Annotated in this window: 18 protein-coding genes; 2 read left to right on the top strand and 16 right to left on the bottom strand. The window is 41.7% G+C overall.

Features of this window, described 5'->3' with window-relative positions; genetic code table 11:
• Positions 1-37: 37 nt before the first annotated feature.
• Positions 38-418, bottom strand: coding sequence for a response regulator (locus VIM89_RS24135; protein WP_488158758.1), 381 nt, complete (start codon positions 416-418; stop codon positions 38-40).
• Positions 419-665: 247 nt separating this feature from the next.
• On the opposite strand from VIM89_RS24135, the gene VIM89_RS24130 reads away from it, so the two are divergent.
• On the top strand, positions 666-1,799 hold the full coding sequence (locus VIM89_RS24130; RefSeq protein ID WP_488158757.1) for a sensor histidine kinase: 1,134 nt from the start codon (positions 666-668) through the stop codon (positions 1,797-1,799).
• Here VIM89_RS24130 and VIM89_RS24125 read toward each other — a convergent pair.
• The 15 genes from VIM89_RS24125 to ruvX all read right to left on the bottom strand — a co-directional run bounded on the left by VIM89_RS24125 (position 1,796) and on the right by ruvX (position 15,618).
• A complete protein-coding gene (locus tag VIM89_RS24125; RefSeq protein ID WP_488158756.1) occupies positions 1,796-2,521 on the bottom strand; it encodes an SDR family oxidoreductase in 726 nt (241 codons plus the stop codon). The two genes, VIM89_RS24130 and VIM89_RS24125, sit on opposite strands and share 4 nt — an antisense overlap.
• 237 nt (positions 2,522-2,758) lie before the next feature.
• Entirely contained in the window at positions 2,759-3,271 is a 513-nt protein-coding gene (locus VIM89_RS24120; protein ID WP_488158755.1) for an Imm63 family immunity protein, read from the bottom strand.
• Positions 3,272-3,307: 36 nt separating this feature from the next.
• On the bottom strand, positions 3,308-4,852 hold the full coding sequence (locus VIM89_RS24115) for a YifB family Mg chelatase-like AAA ATPase (protein ID WP_488158754.1): 1,545 nt from the start codon (positions 4,850-4,852) through the stop codon (positions 3,308-3,310).
• 57 nt (positions 4,853-4,909) lie between these two features.
• Positions 4,910-5,263, bottom strand: coding sequence for a DHCW motif cupin fold protein (locus VIM89_RS24110; protein ID WP_488158753.1), 354 nt, complete (start codon positions 5,261-5,263; stop codon positions 4,910-4,912).
• A complete protein-coding gene (locus VIM89_RS24105) occupies positions 5,264-5,647 on the bottom strand; it encodes a hypothetical protein (RefSeq protein ID WP_488158752.1) in 384 nt (127 codons plus the stop codon).
• 173 nt (positions 5,648-5,820) lie between these two features.
• Positions 5,821-7,431, bottom strand: a complete 1,611-nt coding sequence (locus VIM89_RS24100; protein ID WP_488158751.1) for a M1 family metallopeptidase — start codon at positions 7,429-7,431, stop codon at positions 5,821-5,823.
• A gap of 7 nt (positions 7,432-7,438) precedes the next feature.
• Positions 7,439-8,176 carry an energy transducer TonB gene (locus tag VIM89_RS24095; protein ID WP_488158750.1) on the bottom strand — a complete coding sequence of 246 codons (738 nt, stop codon included), beginning with the start codon at positions 8,174-8,176 and terminating at the stop codon, positions 7,439-7,441.
• Between the two features lie 98 nt (positions 8,177-8,274).
• A complete protein-coding gene (gene ffh, locus VIM89_RS24090; protein WP_488158749.1) occupies positions 8,275-9,600 on the bottom strand; it encodes a signal recognition particle protein in 1,326 nt (441 codons plus the stop codon).
• Between the two features lie 95 nt (positions 9,601-9,695).
• Positions 9,696-10,859 (bottom strand): hypothetical protein, encoded by a 1,164-nt coding sequence (locus VIM89_RS24085; RefSeq protein WP_488158748.1) that lies wholly within the window; start codon positions 10,857-10,859, stop codon positions 9,696-9,698.
• Between the two features lie 72 nt (positions 10,860-10,931).
• Positions 10,932-11,936, bottom strand: a complete 1,005-nt coding sequence (locus tag VIM89_RS24080; RefSeq protein WP_488158747.1) for a DUF3078 domain-containing protein — start codon at positions 11,934-11,936, stop codon at positions 10,932-10,934.
• Between the two features lie 105 nt (positions 11,937-12,041).
• Positions 12,042-12,827: a hypothetical protein gene (locus VIM89_RS24075; RefSeq protein WP_488158746.1), complete on the bottom strand. Its 786-nt coding sequence runs from the start codon at positions 12,825-12,827 to the stop codon at positions 12,042-12,044.
• 63 nt (positions 12,828-12,890) lie between these two features.
• On the bottom strand, positions 12,891-13,730 hold the full coding sequence (locus VIM89_RS24070) for a glucosaminidase domain-containing protein (protein WP_488158745.1): 840 nt from the start codon (positions 13,728-13,730) through the stop codon (positions 12,891-12,893).
• A gap of 64 nt (positions 13,731-13,794) precedes the next feature.
• Positions 13,795-14,325, bottom strand: coding sequence for a glucosaminidase domain-containing protein (locus VIM89_RS24065; RefSeq protein WP_488158744.1), 531 nt, complete (start codon positions 14,323-14,325; stop codon positions 13,795-13,797).
• A gap of 3 nt (positions 14,326-14,328) precedes the next feature.
• Positions 14,329-14,967, bottom strand: coding sequence for an O-methyltransferase (locus VIM89_RS24060; protein WP_488158743.1), 639 nt, complete (start codon positions 14,965-14,967; stop codon positions 14,329-14,331).
• A gap of 237 nt (positions 14,968-15,204) precedes the next feature.
• Positions 15,205-15,618 (bottom strand): Holliday junction resolvase RuvX, encoded by a 414-nt coding sequence (gene ruvX, locus VIM89_RS24055; protein WP_488158742.1) that lies wholly within the window; start codon positions 15,616-15,618, stop codon positions 15,205-15,207.
• A gap of 158 nt (positions 15,619-15,776) precedes the next feature.
• Between ruvX and VIM89_RS24050 the strand changes: the two genes are divergently transcribed.
• Positions 15,777-16,315 (top strand): DNA polymerase III subunit (locus tag VIM89_RS24050; protein WP_488158741.1); only part of this gene is annotated, 539 nt, incomplete at its 3' end.

The raw sequence follows: 16,315 nt of genomic DNA, 5'->3' as shown, positions 1-16,315 counted from the left end.
CATCGGTCTTTTCTCTTCACCAAATTTATAATAATTGCTAATTATTATTTACCAGTACGCTATTAATAACCTGTTCCAATTGATGCAGATCGAATGGTTTAGCCAGGTAGCTTTCTGCCCCGGCATTACTTGCAAGCAATTGAATATCGCTGTTTGCCGAGAAATATATTACGGGTATATTCTTTAGTTTATCATCATGCTTCAATGCCTGCGTAGCAACAATTCCGCCCGCATCCGGAATCCAGTTATCCATCAGGATCACATCCGGGCAAATTGACGAAACTTTTTCCGTTACGTTATTACAATCAGTAAAAGCATGAACCTCCCAGCCCTGTTCCTCTAAAACATAACTGCAAATTGAAAGTATATCCTCATCGTCATCAAAAATGACGATCTTTTTTGTAGAGGTTTTGTCCATCCTTTGGGATCAATCTATACTGTATTTATACCAAAACAGGTAACAAATGTTTTAGTTTTTTTAATTTGATCTAATATGTATATTTAACACTAATTAGTCAAACAAATATCTTAATACCCCTTATAAAAATCACTATTCTTTTAAATTGAATCCCATTAATATTAAGTCGTCCTACGTTCAAATTTTAATTACCAGCTTGCTATAGCATTTTTAATTTAAATGCAGATAAAAAGTAAAGAAGGAAGCCATGAGCGAACGGGATATAAATAACCAATTACTAACTGAAAGCAACGACTTGCAGGATGGAAATCTGCGTGCAATTTTTGAAAATACAGATACGGCATATGTACTGTTCAATGCGGACTTTGTTATCATGTCTTTCAATTACCTTGCTCAAAAATACTCACAGGAGCAGAATGATCAGACTTTGATTGCGGGTAATTCGATAAGGGATTATTTCTCGCCCGAGCGCTGGCCAATTATCAAAAATACGCTTGAAAAAGTTGCCAAAGGCGAAATCATATCTTATGAGATAAGCAATACCGATCCGGGAGGTTTGGTGAAGTGGTTTGATGTACGGTGGCTCAATGTAAAAGATGGAGACGGGCAAAACAGGGGGTTCATTTTGGCCAACAAAGAAATAACTGCAGCCAAAAATGCAGAATTGGAGCGGGGCAAAATAACGGCCGACCTGATTCAGCATGATAAGGACCTGGAGCAGTTTACCTATATCATTTCGCATAATCTGCGTGCCCCGGTAGCCAATATTCTCGGCCTCGCAGATATGCTGCGAGATCATGATCTGGACAATCAAGCAAAGGCGGAAGTATTTGACCGGGTGGTGCAATCCATCGAAAATATTGACATGGTTATAAAGGATCTTAACCAGGTTCTGCAAGCCCGCGAAATGCTGAATGCTAAACAGGAGACTATTTATTTTGATAATATCATCGAGTCATTTAAAGCCAGTATTCATGACGTCGTTTTAAATGAAAAGGTTCAGATTGAGTATAATTTTGACGAGGTCGAATCGGTTTTTTGTATCCCCAGCTATATCAACAGCATTTTTTATAACCTGCTTTCCAATAGTATCAAGTACCGCAAGCCGGGTGTATCACCAATGATTTCTGTAAAAAGCCGCAAACTCGCTGACAAAATAGAGCTTCACTTTAAAGACAACGGCAAAGGCATCGACCTGGAAAAACATGGGCGGCATGTATTTGGTATGTACAAACGCTTTGACCCCAGCATGGCCGGTAAAGGACTGGGGTTATTCATGGTAAAAACGCAGGTCGAAGCTTTGGGTGGGACTATCGAAATAAAAAGCAAACCCGGTGTGGGTACGGAATTTATCATACAGTCACCGATCAAGCAGTTTTAATTTGCATTCATCATATTAAAATAATTCCTCAGCTCCTCCTGGCTTGCATTGGCCCTGGTTTCGCTGGTTCCAAAAGTCACTTCTGTTTTTCCGTCCTTCAGCTGCTCAAATACAGATTGGACGAAATCACTTACCGGAGGAGCTGCATTATGCAGGCCTTCGCCACCCAGATCGGTATTTAATGCCGGCGGGATCAATTCTATTACTTCGATATTTCTCTTCTTTAAGAGATGGCGTGCCGAAAGCGTAAATGAACGGAAGAACGCCTTTGTTGCCGAATAGATAGACACTTTTGCAAAGGGCGCAAAAGACAAACCTGAGGTTACGTTCATAATCGTATCCAGGGATTTCAGGTTGATGAAGAGCGACATTAAATGAACCGGAGCTTCAATGTTGGTGACAATCTCAGACTTTGCATGCTGAAAAAAGTCCGGATCGCTGATGTCTATCCAGTTCTGGATGCCTGCATTGTTTACCAGCACATTCAGGTCGGGATGATTTTCGGTAACCCAGTTGAAGAGTTCTATTCGTTGTCCCTCGTCCGACAGATCGCACACTTTGGTAATTACAGACGGATATTGAGCGGCGACCTTTGCTAAAACCGACTCCCGTCTGCCGCAAATAATAACCGTATTATTTTCCTGTATAAATCGTTCGGTAAGTCCCAGGCCAATGCCGGTTGCTCCGCCGGTGATTAAAATTTTATTGTTGCTTAATTTCATTTTGTTATGTTTTTGATAGCATAACAAAGATGCGGCGAAAACGGATCAATCTGTTTGCGAACATCAATCTATTGTTTGTAAAATTCAAACTTACTACATTTTTGCTGTCACCACTTTTGCCAGAGGCCTTCCGTAAATTTGTATATAGTTGTTTGTGAAAACGCTAATGCAGTTCTTTGACATATGATTTTAAACCCCAAATGCTAGCGCACGCGTGTCGCGTGTGCTATATTATAGCTATTGATGAGGTAAAGGATATTTTTTACATGCTATATCCCAAGCATCATTTGGGGTTTCACCACTTGCACGAAGTTGTGCAGTATATGTAGCTCTCTCACTTCCATGGTCATCAAAGGGGTGTTTTATTAGTATCGCCTGATGTTTTTTGTTCAATTCTAATTCCCAATTCTCATTCAGGATACCGATCAATCTTTCTTGCTCTTTAAAAAGCATTCTTCTGAAATCCTGTCCTGCAATTCTATTTTTAAGTTCATATTCCCCCGCAATAACCCAAGCTGCATTTTCGAATACTTTATAAAGAAGCTCGTCCATGGATTGAGGTTCAAATCTATAAACTTCTTGCCCTCTTTCGATTGCTACGTAATAAACTCTGTTACCATTGTTGATTTCGATATGTGCATGTCCGCCGTCTCTTGTATATCCAAAAGTTGGAAGAATATCTTCCGGAGCATCAATTTTTAAAGCTAATTGCATAATTGACGCTCTGATTTCAGCTAAGCTTGAATTCATATAATTCTCCTCTCATATCTAATAAATGCTATAAAACTACCCCGCCCATCCTTCTCTATCCAAACTCCTGAAATGAATAGCCTCAGCCAAATGTTCTAGTTTTATTTCTTCACTGCCGGCCAGATCGGCGATAGTGCGTGACACTTTCAGGATACGATCATATGCCCGTGCACTCAGGCCCAGCTTTTCCATTGCTTTTTGTAAAAGAGTTTGCCCGGCGGTATTTATCTTGCAGATATCCCTCACCATCTGGGGGCTCATTTGCGCATTGGCATGCAAGTCGGGTTTGTTGCCGAAGCGTTCGGTTTGTATATCGCGGGCTTTGATCACACGCTCTCGGATGTCTTCGCTCTTTTCTGCTAACCGATCTGATGATAGTTCAGAAAAATTAACAGGCGTTACTTCCACATGCAGGTCTATACGGTCAAGCAGTGGTCCGGATATTTTATTCAAATATTTTTGAACAGCGCCCGGCGGACAGGTACACTCCTTTTCAGGGTGGTTATAAAAACCGCAAAGGCACGGGTTCATACTGGCGATCAGCATTACATTCGCAGGGTAATCAACTGAAAATTTGGCTCTTGAAACTGTTATTCTGCGCTCTTCGAGTGGCTGCCTCATTACTTCAAGCACTGTACGCTTAAATTCAGGCAATTCATCTAAAAATAACACGCCGTTATGCGCCAATGAAATTTCACCAGGCTGAGGGTTACTTCCGCCGCCAACAAGGGCGACGTCACTAATCGTATGGTGGGGCGAACGAAACGGCCTCACCGTTACCAACGCATCCGTAGCGGCCATCTTACCCGCTACCGAATGTATCTTGGTGGTTTCCAGCGATTCGTTCAGGCTCAATGGTGGTAGTATGGATGGTAAACGCCTTGCAAGCATGGTCTTTCCCGCACCCGGAGGACCGATCAGGATCACATTATGCCCGCCTGCGGCGGATATTTCCAATGCACGCTTGATATTCTCCTGTCCTTTTACATCGCTGAAATCGCTGTCGTAGTTGTTCAGGCTGTTAAAGAATTCCTCGCGGGTATTTACTATTTCGGGAGCTAGCTGTATATCTCCATTTAAAAAACCGGCTACTTCGCTGATGCTTTCTACACCGTATACTTCCAGGTCATTTACGATGGCAGCTTCACGGGCATTTTGTTTTGGCAGGATAAATCCTTTAAACCCTTCTTTTCTTGCCTGAATAGCTATAGGTAAAGCTCCTTTTATCGGCTGCAAACTTCCGTCGAGCGAAAGCTCGCCCATGATAATGTATTTCTCCAGATTTTCACTAATTACCTGACCGGAACCAGCTAATATACCGAGGGCTATGGGAAGATCATATGCCGAGCCTTCCTTGCGGATATCTGCCGGGGCCATGTTTACTATTATTTTTTGCCGGGGCATCCGGAAATTATTGGTTTGCAGGGCGGCTTCGATACGCTGCATAGATTCGCGCACAGCATTATCAGGCAGGCCAACAATCAAATAGAATGGTTTGGCTCCGCCACTTATATTTACTTCAACGGTTATTGTACTGGCCTCTATGCCATAAACCGCGCTCCCGAAAGTTTTGACTAACACAATGGATAAAGTTTATTCTATGCGAAAGATATAGAATTTTTGCGAGGGAAGGAAAAATTAGATGTTCGAGGCTAAGAAGTCGCCATCGATGATGAGCAGCTTCACCCCGTTTTTAGAAACTGAGCGATGGCTGCTCAGGCCGTCAGAAACAATATAGGTCATACCGGCAGTTAAAGTGAATTCCTCGCCGCTCTCCAACTCGCTTACAAATTCACCTTCTAAACAATGCACGATATGACCTTTTTGACACCAATGGTCGGCCAGATAACCTGCCGAATAGTTTACTATCCTGATGCGCAGCCCGGGGAATTGCATGGTTTGCCATGTGGCTTCTCCGGTTTCGCCGGGATGGATGGTCTTTACAATTTCGGACCAATTAATGGTTTGAAAATCAATATTCGATAGGCTCATTTATACTGCTGTGAACAGCATAAAGCTACAAATTATGATCACGTTTACGAGTACGATAACCGATATCCTGTTCATATTATGACCGCTGATATGAGCCAGGCTGGTATTCAACCGGGTTAACCAGCGGTTATTTAAAAGCACCATGTAGTTAAACAGCATAAAAAACGCCGCCCCAAACAAAATAACCAGATCTATACCAAGACCCGCCGCTATCCACTGCGATCGTAATATTAACTGACCCAAAAGCATAGCTGTTGTCAGCGCGATGATCAACAAAAAGCTCACATTAAACAATGATTTGATTTGGGATAATTTGCCCTGGCCGAAATTCCTGAATATCCACCTGTAAGACGATACATAAATGGATTGATAAGTCCTGATCATAGCTATAAATGATTAAAGGTTAACGGCTTACAAATACCTATAGGGGAAGATATTTGCTTGTGATTTATTTGGTTTAGTGTTATAACGCCTATATTTAAATAAAAGTATATTATTTTGAAATATTTTATTTAACAAAACAATATTTAAAAATACTGTCACAATACAGAACTAAATTACATCGGACTTTGGTTTTCTAGAGCAATTTGAACATAGTTGGCTTGTTTAAATTGTGCCAATAAATTAACATTGGGATCAATCAAAACTTGCTTTGGTTTTAAAGCAATTGGTATCTCAAAATGAGAGATTTTATTTTTTAATTCAAGTGTTTGCGTTTTACTGCCTATCCCAATTTGAAGCGGAAGCTCGGAAGGGTGAATTTGCTCTTGAACTATAGTTATATTCAAGATTTTCTTTTTCTCATCATACAACCATCCATATTTCAAGTGAGGAGCACCCGCAGTATAAATCCATTGTTTAAAAAATTGCTGCAGATTTTGTCCGCTTGCAGCTTCCAGTTCGGCGCGCAGGTTTTCGGTATTGGTGTTTTTACCGTCGTATTTTTTATAGTAAGCACGGATGCCTTTCCAATAAGCCTCGTCGCCCAATTTACGACGGAGCATGTGCAGTATCCAGCCACCTTTCTGATAGCTATTGGCATTCAGCAGCACCATGTAATTATTGTGAACGGTGGTATCCACCACAGGCGTTTTTCTTTTCCTCTCAAAATCAAAAACAGTTTCGCGGTCGGCTTTTAAGCGCTGCTTTAAAGTATCTACGCCGTATTTATGTTCCAGGTAAACGTTGGTCATATAGGTGGCAAAACCTTCACTCAGCCATAATTGACTGAAGTCGGTCTCGCTCGCTGCATCACCAAACCATTGGTGAGCTATCTCGTGCGCCATTAACTCTTCAATACCTCTGTCACCAACTGATCCTTCGAAATAAAAAATACAGCTTGAATTCTCCATACCGCCGAATATGGTTTTTGATTGCACATTGGCCAGTTTTTCAAAAGCATACGGACCAACTTTATCCATATAATAAGCCAGTATCTCTTTAGCTACAGCATAACTCTCAAAGCCTTTGTCTTTATTCTCCGGGAAGACATAGGTATAAACCGGGATACCATTTACATCGCCGGTATGATCTATGGCAAAATCGGCAACGCCAATCACCATCACTTTAGTAGGGCACTCGGCTTTTTCGCTCCAATGGGTCAATTTCATGTTATCCGGCAACGCCTTTTCATCAACCTTTAACCCGTTCGATACAACCTGGTAATGATCAGGAGCAGTTACCATAAAATCTACGGTCGCCTTATCAGCGGGCTCGTCCACACATGGGAGCCAATTGTGGGCGCGGTTGGGCCAGTTGTCCCCAAAAAATGTGCGGTGTCCGAATTTATTGGTGGAAATAATCAACCCATCAGCGGGGATGCCGCTATAAGTAATAATATAAGTATGCTCTGATCCTGTTTTTGCCTGATCAATAATAACTACATCGTCAGAATTTTGCTGGAAGGATATGGACTTGCCATTTTCCGTTATCTCGCTAACCAGCATTCCTTTTCCGTTCGTTTTTTGCTTTACCAGGTTGATCCGGAACGATCCGGCATCTTTCAGATAACGCAGGCTAATTTCTGCCTGCCCTTTGATGGTATCGTTTTTATCATTCAGTTGGATGTTGAAGCCATAATGCTGTACGTCGATAACTGAACCCGGAGACTGACCCCATACATTAAATATTAAAAAAAATGATCCTAATGAAAATAGAAGTTTTAACATATTTGATCTATTCGGGCTTTCCGGCGAAGATTACTTGAAGTTCATATTCGACAGCAATAGGTTTCTTTTTTTCAACAGCTGGCAGCCACTCGGTATCAAATAATTTGATCACGCGTAATACTTCAGCGTCTACCTTGCTATTTATTCCCTTTTTAATTTTGTAATTAATTACCTTACCAATCGTATCTATTGTAAATGAGGCTATTACTTTACCTTTTGCTTCTCTAATAAAGTCCTTTGTATATCTACGATTATTAAAATTTCTCTGCAATATTTCTCCATAATCATATTCCCCATTTAAATTAATAGGCGGATCTCTTAACAAGGTTACGATTGTATCTTTACCAGTAATCACTCTCCAAGTTTCATCTTCAGGCGAAAATAACTTATGCAATAACAGTCTATTGTTATCGTAGTCATATTCTGTTTCGACATCGCCATTCTCATGATAGGTGGTCCAAATACCTATCTTTTTGCCATTCTTGTAATTCCCAATTCTACGAATGTGAGAATAGTAATAAAATTTCCATAAACTATCTTTTAAATTGTTTTTATAAAACCCTTTACATATTGTATCGCCAAATATCATTTTTTTAACATACAGGCCTTCCTTGATAGTTTTGTCCGATTTTAAAACATAGTATATTTCTCTGGTATCATCTTCATCTTTTAATCTTCTGACAGTTTGTCCAAAAGCATTTCCTGAAATAATTATTAATCCAATTAGTGATAAGATTAGTTTCATGTTCTAAATATAAACAGTATTTAAACAAAAAAGCGGCCCAGGCCGCTCTTAAGTTATTTTAGTATATAATTCCGAAATCGAACTTCCGACTTCCGAAATCACCTCGGCATTCTTCTCATCATACTTGCCATTGCCGCCGGGTTGCTCATCTGCTTCATCACTTTACGCATGTCTTCAAACTGCTTGATAAGGCGGTTTACTTCCTGCAGATTGGTACCTGAACCTTTGGCAATACGCATACGGCGGCTTTGGTTGATAGAATCCGGATTTTCTTTTTCAAATGGTGTCATCGATAGGATGATCGACTCGATATTTTTGAAAGCGTTATCATCCACCTCCACATCCTTCATCATCTTGCCAACGCCGGGTATCATGCCCATCAGGTCCTTCATGTTACCCATCTTCTTGATCTGCTGTATCTGGCTGTAGAAGTCGTTAAAGTCGAACTTGTTTTTGCGGATCTTCTTTTGTAGTTCGGCAGCTTCTTTCTCGTCGAACTGCTGTTGCGCGCGTTCAACCAGCGAAACCACGTCGCCCATGCCCAGGATACGCGAAGCCATACGGTCAGGGTGGAACACATCCAGCGCTTCCATCTTCTCACCTGTACCGATGAACTTGATCGGCTTATTCACTACCGATTTGATCGATAGCGCCGCACCACCACGGGTATCGCCATCCAGTTTGGTTAAAACAACGCCCGAAAAGTCGAGGCGATCGTTGAACACTTTGGCCGTATTCACCGCATCCTGGCCGGTCATGGAATCCACCACGAACAAAATCTCGTGTGGATTTACAGCAGCTTTTACCTGCTCAATTTCCTTCATCATGGCCTCGTCGATCGACAAACGCCCGGCGGTATCCACAATCACTACGTTATTGCCGTTTTGCTTGGCCTGAGCAACACCTTCTTTGGCAATTGCAATAGGGTCTTTTGATTCCAGGTTGGCATAAACCGGGATACCGATCTGCTCGCCTAAAACTTTCAATTGCTCAATAGCCGCAGGGCGGTACACGTCGCCGGCTACCAGCAAAGGCTTTTTATTTTTTTGTGATTTTAGAAAGTTTGCCAACTTACCGCTGAAGGTGGTTTTACCGGCACCGTTCAAACCAGCAATTAATATCACAGTCGGCGTAGCCGGGAAATTCAGATCAGAAGTGCTGCCACCCATCAGTTCGGTCAGCTCATCATTCATGATCTTGGTGAGCAACTGACCTGGGGAAATAGAGGTCAATACATTCTGACCGATGGCTTTTTGCCTTACCTCATCGGTAAAGGTTTTGGCAGTTTTATAGTTAACGTCGGCGTCCAGAAGGGCCTTGCGGATCTCCTTCATGGTTTCGGCCACGTTGATCTCGGTAATAGTTCCTTGACCCTTCAGGACTTTGAACGCCCTGTCGAGTTTATCCGAAAGATTTTCAAACATGAGTATAAAATACTTTAATCTTTAAATTGAGGATGCAAAGTTAAGATTTTGAAGCAATTCCTACTCCGTTGAAAGTCAAAAAGAGGTATTCTGATTTATTTAGCCGATTTGATGAGCTCCAACATCGATGCATTAAAATTGGCCTTCGATATTCCGCTTATTTTTTCTAAGGCTTTAAAGTAGTTGTCGTCCCCTTTTTCACGTTTGCCGCAAGCCAGCAATTCCATCACCGGCGAAAACCCTTTTTCCTTTTCAATTTTCCGGGCGATCAGCGCGTTCAGCATGTACGGTATGCGAAGTGGTTTTTCACCTTCTTCAAAATTTTTGCTGTCGATGTATAAATTCAGCCAATCAGCATTTGGGTTTTCTGTCGCATATTTTTTGAATTTAGCTATGATCTCCGGCCAGTCATATCCCCAGCTGCCACCATATAAGTAGGCGCAGCCTTCGTCAACCGGGCGGTTGATCACATCATTATTCATCACCATTCTCAACTTATCGTGCCACATGTCATGCGGATCAAAACGATGCTTTTCTGAATTCCATCCATTAATAACCAGGTGAATGCCATTTTCGTCAGTAGTAAGCAGATCATCTTTTATTCCGTTGTAGAGCGCATAGTAGTCAATCCCTATTATTTGCAGAACCTCGGGGAAATTATCACAATAATAGATCAGAGTAGGCAAAACAGGTATATTTAGCTTCTTGTCATAAAACTCCGATTTTTCGACACAGGCTTTAATATCCTCATCATTAAGCATGTCCTTGTAAAAGCAGGTGATGTTTTTGCTCTTCTTTGATTTCCATGAAATCGTATTTCGCTTTAGAGTAGAAGAAAAATAGAACTTGTCTGCTTGTTTTTCAGCAATCAGTTTAAAGCTGGCCTGTAAGACGGGCATATTATCATTAACCCCCTGGTAGGATAACTGAATTATAAAATGATCATCATCGAGCTTTACGGCGCTCAATAAATACGGTTTATAGAAATCGTTTGCTTTGGGGCTGTGTTCTATACCTTTCATTTCATCCAACAGGGCGGCAGTTTCTGATAGATGTTCTTTTAAAACAAATTGATTCTCCTTAGCGGGTCGTTCTTTTTGGGCGAGGAATCCGTTTAGCGAATTGATCAGCTGGTTTTTGACGATGGTATCTCCAGGCAGCCTCGTTCCATTGGGTACAATAACAGATTGAGCGGAACACAACGCCGTTGAAAATAAAAAGATCAGGGTAGCAGCAAATTTGGTTGGATGGGCTAGCATAGGTTTAAGATTTATACTACAAGATAAGGGTTTTATCTATCTAAACATATCCTGATCAGGCTGTTAAATTAACTACGGAAACGTATACGTCACCCCCATAGCCAAGCCCTCCGTCCCCTGTGCCCGGTTGGATGTGTTTTTATCATAAAGGAAAGTGCCGTTCATGGTCACATTGATGAGGCGATTTACTTTAGCTGTCAGGGTAGCGTCTAAACGATGTGTGGTATAAGCCAATGCCTGTTGGTAAGGTATAAACAGGGCGTAACGTGCATTTATATGCAGATTCGGCATCAGGTCCTTATCAATAGCCGCTACCATTTGGAATGCTAACTGGTTAAGGAAGGTATGATCAACTAACACCCCATAGTTGTCGGGTTGGTTGCGGTGGATAGTCGTATCAACCACAAAAGTTTGCTTTGCTGTTCCTGTTCCTAGCCGCAGATCAAAATATTTTACAGGCTTGTACTCAAAACCCAACGACTCAGTAAAATAACCCGGCGACATGAAATTTGATATCAACAGGCCATTGTCAACTTCATTACCTGCCGCATCGGTGTAAGTGTACCCCGGCGCAAACTGAGATTCAAAACTTACTGAACCAAATAAATACCAGTGTTTGGATAATTGGGATGCGATCTTATTATCCAAAAATATACGGTCGTTGGTTTTACGTTGTGTTTGACCTTTATTTTTTGCTACACCATATTGCAAGTTCAATTCGGTGGTATAATCTAGCGGAGATTTGTTGTATTCTGTCTTAAAGTCAAAATTGGTTCCAAGCGCTAATGAACTCACACCACCCGCGCTCCAGTTGCTGGTAAATGCCGATTGGTTAAAGTTCAACCCAAAAACAACGGTCTTACGCCAGTAGCTTACTTTATAATCCAGTAATTGCACGGGAATTTGTTCCTGACTTATCTGCAATGGCCTTACACGAATCGGCAGTGCATTTTGGCGAGGCTCCAGGCGGTATTTATTGAGCAAATTGGTGTCTACTTTTAGGGTGTCGGTGTTTTGCGCGAAAGCGATAGAGAACGGAAACAGAAGCAGAAGTAACCCAAGACCTATTTTTGACATAGTGACGCAAATTAAAGCAAAAACAACTTTGTTTTAAAATGGATTCGGATATATAACAATAAATCTCAAATGTTTATTGCCATACATCAACATCGTGACACCGTTTTACTCGGGTTTGGTAGCAGGCTTATTTACATTTAAAGGCTGTTGCGGGTAGTAAAGCCTTTTATTGCGCAGATACCTTTTCAGGCTGTTGCGGATATAAGTAATGAATTCGTACTCAGTTGCAGTTGTAACTATAAAGTATCCTGGACGGTAATGCCTCATAAAATCTGTCAGATCGGGATCCTTCAGTTTGGTAATATTGGCAACATAGGAATGGTTGAAACGATAGTCGATCACATTTTGCTGGTAATCCTCCTCTATAATTCCCTGCAAATGTTTAGCATTTCTTCCGGAACGGCTCAGTGAATTCCATAAAGCGTCAATACTTATACCAGCACCGCCACCTGGAGGTGTACTGAGAATGCCATCATAAGCGCTTGACCCATATGCTTTATTAAAGCTTTTCCTGGTTGCCTGCAGGCGTTGTAATGGTGTAACCAATGTATCCTTTATATCCACTTGTCTTAATGGGATGGCTATGCGTTTTAATGAGATAATCAGGTTAGAGTTATCCTTAACGGTAAGCGTATCGGCCAGGTAATCAAGTTTTAGAAAAACTAATTTGTCGCCGGGTTTGGCATCGATCTTAAATTCACCTTTCAGGTTATTATAGAAGGATTCTCCTGAAGTAAGGTTCATGATGTTAGTGCGGGCGATGCGCTCCTTGGTATCATTATCATAAACCACCCCTTCAAGCGGATTTTTATAATTGACTACCGGTTGCTTATCCTGGGCATTGGCCCTGAAAAACAATCCGCAAAAAATTAATAGCAGCCAAAATTTCATTCCAGGTTTAAAATTAAGCTTCTGGCTGTGCTTCATGCCACAATTTAACAAAAATTAACATCACTATTTCACTACAACCAGCTTCTGGCCAATCTTAATGTTGTTGTCCTGAAGGCTGTTTAACGCTTTCAGATCTTCAACAGTTATGCCAAAACGCCGCGAAATAGAATATAGTGTGTCGCCGGTAACTACCGTGTACAATTTATTGGTCGTATCGGTTTGTACGGCCGAATCCTGCTTTGCAACAATTGTGTTATCTTGTATTTGGGTCAACACACGGTTTTCACGATTCTCTTTTTGTGGCTCGGTTTCAGGACTATCGTATTGGGTCAGGTTATACTTCTGAATGATATTGATGAGCAGATTCGGATAATTTGGATTGGTTGCATAGCCTGCGTCTTTTAAACCTTTGGCCCAACCCACATAATCGTTTTTATCCAGTTGGAAAAGCTTGGCATAACGCGGGCGCTTTAAAAATTCAGAGTGATCGCGGAAAGAATCCTCGGGCTTATCATACACCCTGAAGCAATCGTTATGCGCATCATCATCCTTATAATAGCTTTTACCTTTCCAGTCGCTGGTGCATTTGATTCCGAAATGGTTGTTTGCTACTCTCGCTAGTTCGCCATTCCCGCTTCCTGATTCAAACAAGCCCTGAGCGAGTGTGATACTTGCCGGGATGCCGTACAGGTTCATCTCTTGTATGGCGATTGTTTTAAAATGATCGATATAAGTTAGCGAAGTATAGGGTGTATAATTTTTAATTCCTTCTCGGTTGTCTCTTTGGACGATGGCGTTGTTCCGTCGCGCCTCGTGGTTGCTGATAAGGCCATTATGAACAGAGCAGGAGCTAAATATTACTGCAGAAAGAACTATAGAAATGAAAAGTGTGGTTTTTCGCATAAGCAACAAATCTTAACCAATGGTATAAAATAATCTATGCCAAACTTAAGATTTTAAAATAAAATTATTGCTTAGTTTCTGCTAATTGCTTCTGATCCTCAGGATTTTCATCATAAGCGTTCAGATTGTACTTGCGAATAATAGCCAATACCTGGGCCGACCACTTGTGGCTGCTGCAATAGCCGCTTCTTTGGATGCCTTTTGCCCAAGAGGTATAATCGTAATGAGTAAGCGTTTCGGCCAGGTGGCTGAATTGCTTACGCTCTGTCATGATACGGGCAAAATCCTGGAAGGACTCCATCACCGAAGTATACTTTTTATAGTAGGTACGTACTTTCTTATTGTCGTAAGTATACGTGTGTGCGTCATAGCCTTTTACACCGAACTGGTTGTTCAGGTTCCTGGCTATTTTGCTGTTGCCACAACCTGACTCGTGCATGGCTACAGCCAATACAATGCTTGCCGGAACGCCGGTTTCATGCATAATACGCACGGCATTATCCTTAAATTTCTCGATATAGGATTGTGAAGTGTTTTGGGCCGAAGCAACCAAAGTTGACACAATTAGGGCTGTAATCAGTAATAGTTTCTTCATAATCTACTTTTTTCTAATGAGCATGATTCCATCACGAACCGGGAGAATTAGTTTTTCAACCCGTGTATCGCCGGCAATCACATCATTAAGCTCGCGGATCGATCTGGTATCGGCATCGTCTTCGTTGCCGTAAACCTTCCCTTTCCACAGAACATTATCAATTATAATTAGTCCGCCTGACCTTACTTTGTCAAATATTAACTGAAAATAGTTTAAATTATTCTTTTTATCTGCATCAATAAAAACAATATCAAAATTATTTTCTTCCATTTCTACGATAATCTCGGCCGCCTGGCCGAAGTGTAGCTGTATTTTTTTATCCACATCTGTGGATTTAAAGTGTTGGGCGAGCATCTCTTCCAGCTCACGGTTCACTTCAATGGTGTGGATGATACCGTCTTCTGTTAGTCCTTCAGCAAGACAAATAGTGGCATAGCCTGTAAACGTTCCTATTTCTAAGATACGCTTCGGCTGCATCATTTTGCTCAGCATGCTTAACAGTCTGCCCTGGTAATGGCCCGACAACATATGGGGCCGCAACACCTTTAAATAGGTATCACGGTTGATCTTTTGCAAAGCCGCGGGTTCCGCGTCGCAATGATCTTCCAGGTAGAGCTGAAGGTCATGAGGTAGGATCTCCATTGCGGCAAAGGTAAGAAAATTTAATTTAATGGAAATTTTGCGCTTATCCTGGTAGGAAAATCGCTTTTAAAGAGGAGGCGCCTACGGAGCCGATTGCTATCTGCATTATTGCTATAAACAGGGTACTCCTACGGAGTTTTATAAATCATGGCCATGTTTGCTCCGTTAGGAGCTTCCTGTTTATAGAAAAAGCAAACAGATGAAACGGGCTCCATGGGAGCCTCCTTTATCCGTCTACTAAAATAGTTTCCTCTCCATCCAGGATTGGAGTAATATCACTGCAGACACAGCATCCACCAATTCCTTACTTTGCCTCGCTTTTTTTCTCATGCCGCTTTGAGCAATAGCAGCCGATGCCATCTTCGAAGTAAAACGTTCATCCAGCATTTCAATAGGGATATCAGGAAAAGTTTTTTTGAGAAGATTTACGAAACCTTTTACATGGATAGCTGATTGCGAAGGGGTATTATCCATCTGCTTTGGCTCGCCTACTACGAAACGCTCAACCTGTTCGGTTTGGAGATATTTTTTCAGGTAATCGATAATATCTTTCGGATGTATAGTATCTAATCCCGTTGCGATGATCTGCATGGGGTCAGTCACCGCGATGCCGATGCGCTTGGTACCGTAATCGAAGGCCATTACTCTCATTGGAGATGTGAGATATGAGATGTGAGATATGAGAGCATGTTCAAAGATAATAGTTATAGAGTCTGCAGGAACTACTTAGTGTAAAAATGCTAAAGAAATTGCAGGCTGTCTCACATCTCATATCTCACATCTCATATCTAATTATTACCTTGCACCAAATGCAGTTTAAACACATAGCGGGGCAACAGGCTGTTAAGCAAAGGCTTATTAACACGGTGAAAGATAACCGGGTGAGCCATGCACAGTTATTCCTAGGACCAGAAGGTTCCGGGAGCCTGGCGCTTGCTGTTGCTTATGCACAATATTTATCCTGCGAGGACCGTCAGCCGGATGATTCCTGCGGAGTTTGCGCTTCCTGCCGCAAGTATCAGAAACTGATGCACCCCGATCTGCATTTTTCATATCCGTTCTTCGCGAAGGACAAGAATGATACGGCGCTCACTTTTATCGAACAATGGCGCGAAGCTCTTTTGGCTAATCCCTATCTGAGCCTGGATATCTGGCGCAGTTACCTGGATGCCGAAAATAAGCAGGCCAACATTAACATTGCCGAGTGCCACCAGATCATCAAGAAATTAAGCTTTAAGCCATTTGAATCGGAATATAAAATATTGATTCTTTGGCTGCCTGAATATTTGGATAAGGAAGGTAACTCACTACTCAAAATTATTGAGGAGCCTCAGCCAAATACCTTGTT

The sequence above is a fragment of the Mucilaginibacter sp. genome (assembly GCF_036568825.1).
Classification (GTDB): domain Bacteria; phylum Bacteroidota; class Bacteroidia; order Sphingobacteriales; family Sphingobacteriaceae; genus Mucilaginibacter.
This window is presented reverse-complemented; position numbering and strand designations above follow the sequence as displayed.

What these genes read in the sequence shown, in the direction of transcription:
- VIM89_RS24065 (WP_488158744.1), bottom strand. Translation starts at nt 14,325, where the DNA reads ATGAAGAAACTATTACTGATTACAGCCCTAATTGTGTCAACTTTGGTT.
- VIM89_RS24125 (WP_488158756.1), bottom strand. Translation starts at nt 2,521, where the DNA reads ATGAAATTAAGCAACAATAAAATTTTAATCACCGGCGGAGCAACCGGC.
- VIM89_RS24120 (WP_488158755.1), bottom strand. Translation starts at nt 3,271, where the DNA reads ATGAATTCAAGCTTAGCTGAAATCAGAGCGTCAATTATGCAATTAGCT.
- ruvX (WP_488158742.1), bottom strand. Translation starts at nt 15,618, where the DNA reads ATGAGAGTAATGGCCTTCGATTACGGTACCAAGCGCATCGGCATCGCG.
- VIM89_RS24095 (WP_488158750.1), bottom strand. Translation starts at nt 8,176, where the DNA reads ATGAAACTAATCTTATCACTAATTGGATTAATAATTATTTCAGGAAAT.
- VIM89_RS24080 (WP_488158747.1), bottom strand. Translation starts at nt 11,936, where the DNA reads ATGTCAAAAATAGGTCTTGGGTTACTTCTGCTTCTGTTTCCGTTCTCT.
- VIM89_RS24060 (WP_488158743.1), bottom strand. Translation starts at nt 14,967, where the DNA reads ATGGAGATCCTACCTCATGACCTTCAGCTCTACCTGGAAGATCATTGC.
- VIM89_RS24075 (WP_488158746.1), bottom strand. Translation starts at nt 12,827, where the DNA reads ATGAAATTTTGGCTGCTATTAATTTTTTGCGGATTGTTTTTCAGGGCC.
- ffh (WP_488158749.1), bottom strand. Translation starts at nt 9,600, where the DNA reads ATGTTTGAAAATCTTTCGGATAAACTCGACAGGGCGTTCAAAGTCCTG.
- VIM89_RS24100 (WP_488158751.1), bottom strand. Translation starts at nt 7,431, where the DNA reads ATGTTAAAACTTCTATTTTCATTAGGATCATTTTTTTTAATATTTAAT.
- VIM89_RS24070 (WP_488158745.1), bottom strand. Translation starts at nt 13,730, where the DNA reads ATGCGAAAAACCACACTTTTCATTTCTATAGTTCTTTCTGCAGTAATA.
- VIM89_RS24135 (WP_488158758.1), bottom strand. Translation starts at nt 418, where the DNA reads ATGGACAAAACCTCTACAAAAAAGATCGTCATTTTTGATGACGATGAG.
- VIM89_RS24110 (WP_488158753.1), bottom strand. Translation starts at nt 5,263, where the DNA reads ATGAGCCTATCGAATATTGATTTTCAAACCATTAATTGGTCCGAAATT.
- VIM89_RS24105 (WP_488158752.1), bottom strand. Translation starts at nt 5,647, where the DNA reads ATGATCAGGACTTATCAATCCATTTATGTATCGTCTTACAGGTGGATA.
- VIM89_RS24130 (WP_488158757.1), top strand. Translation starts at nt 666, where the DNA reads ATGAGCGAACGGGATATAAATAACCAATTACTAACTGAAAGCAACGAC.
- VIM89_RS24085 (WP_488158748.1), bottom strand. Translation starts at nt 10,859, where the DNA reads ATGCTAGCCCATCCAACCAAATTTGCTGCTACCCTGATCTTTTTATTT.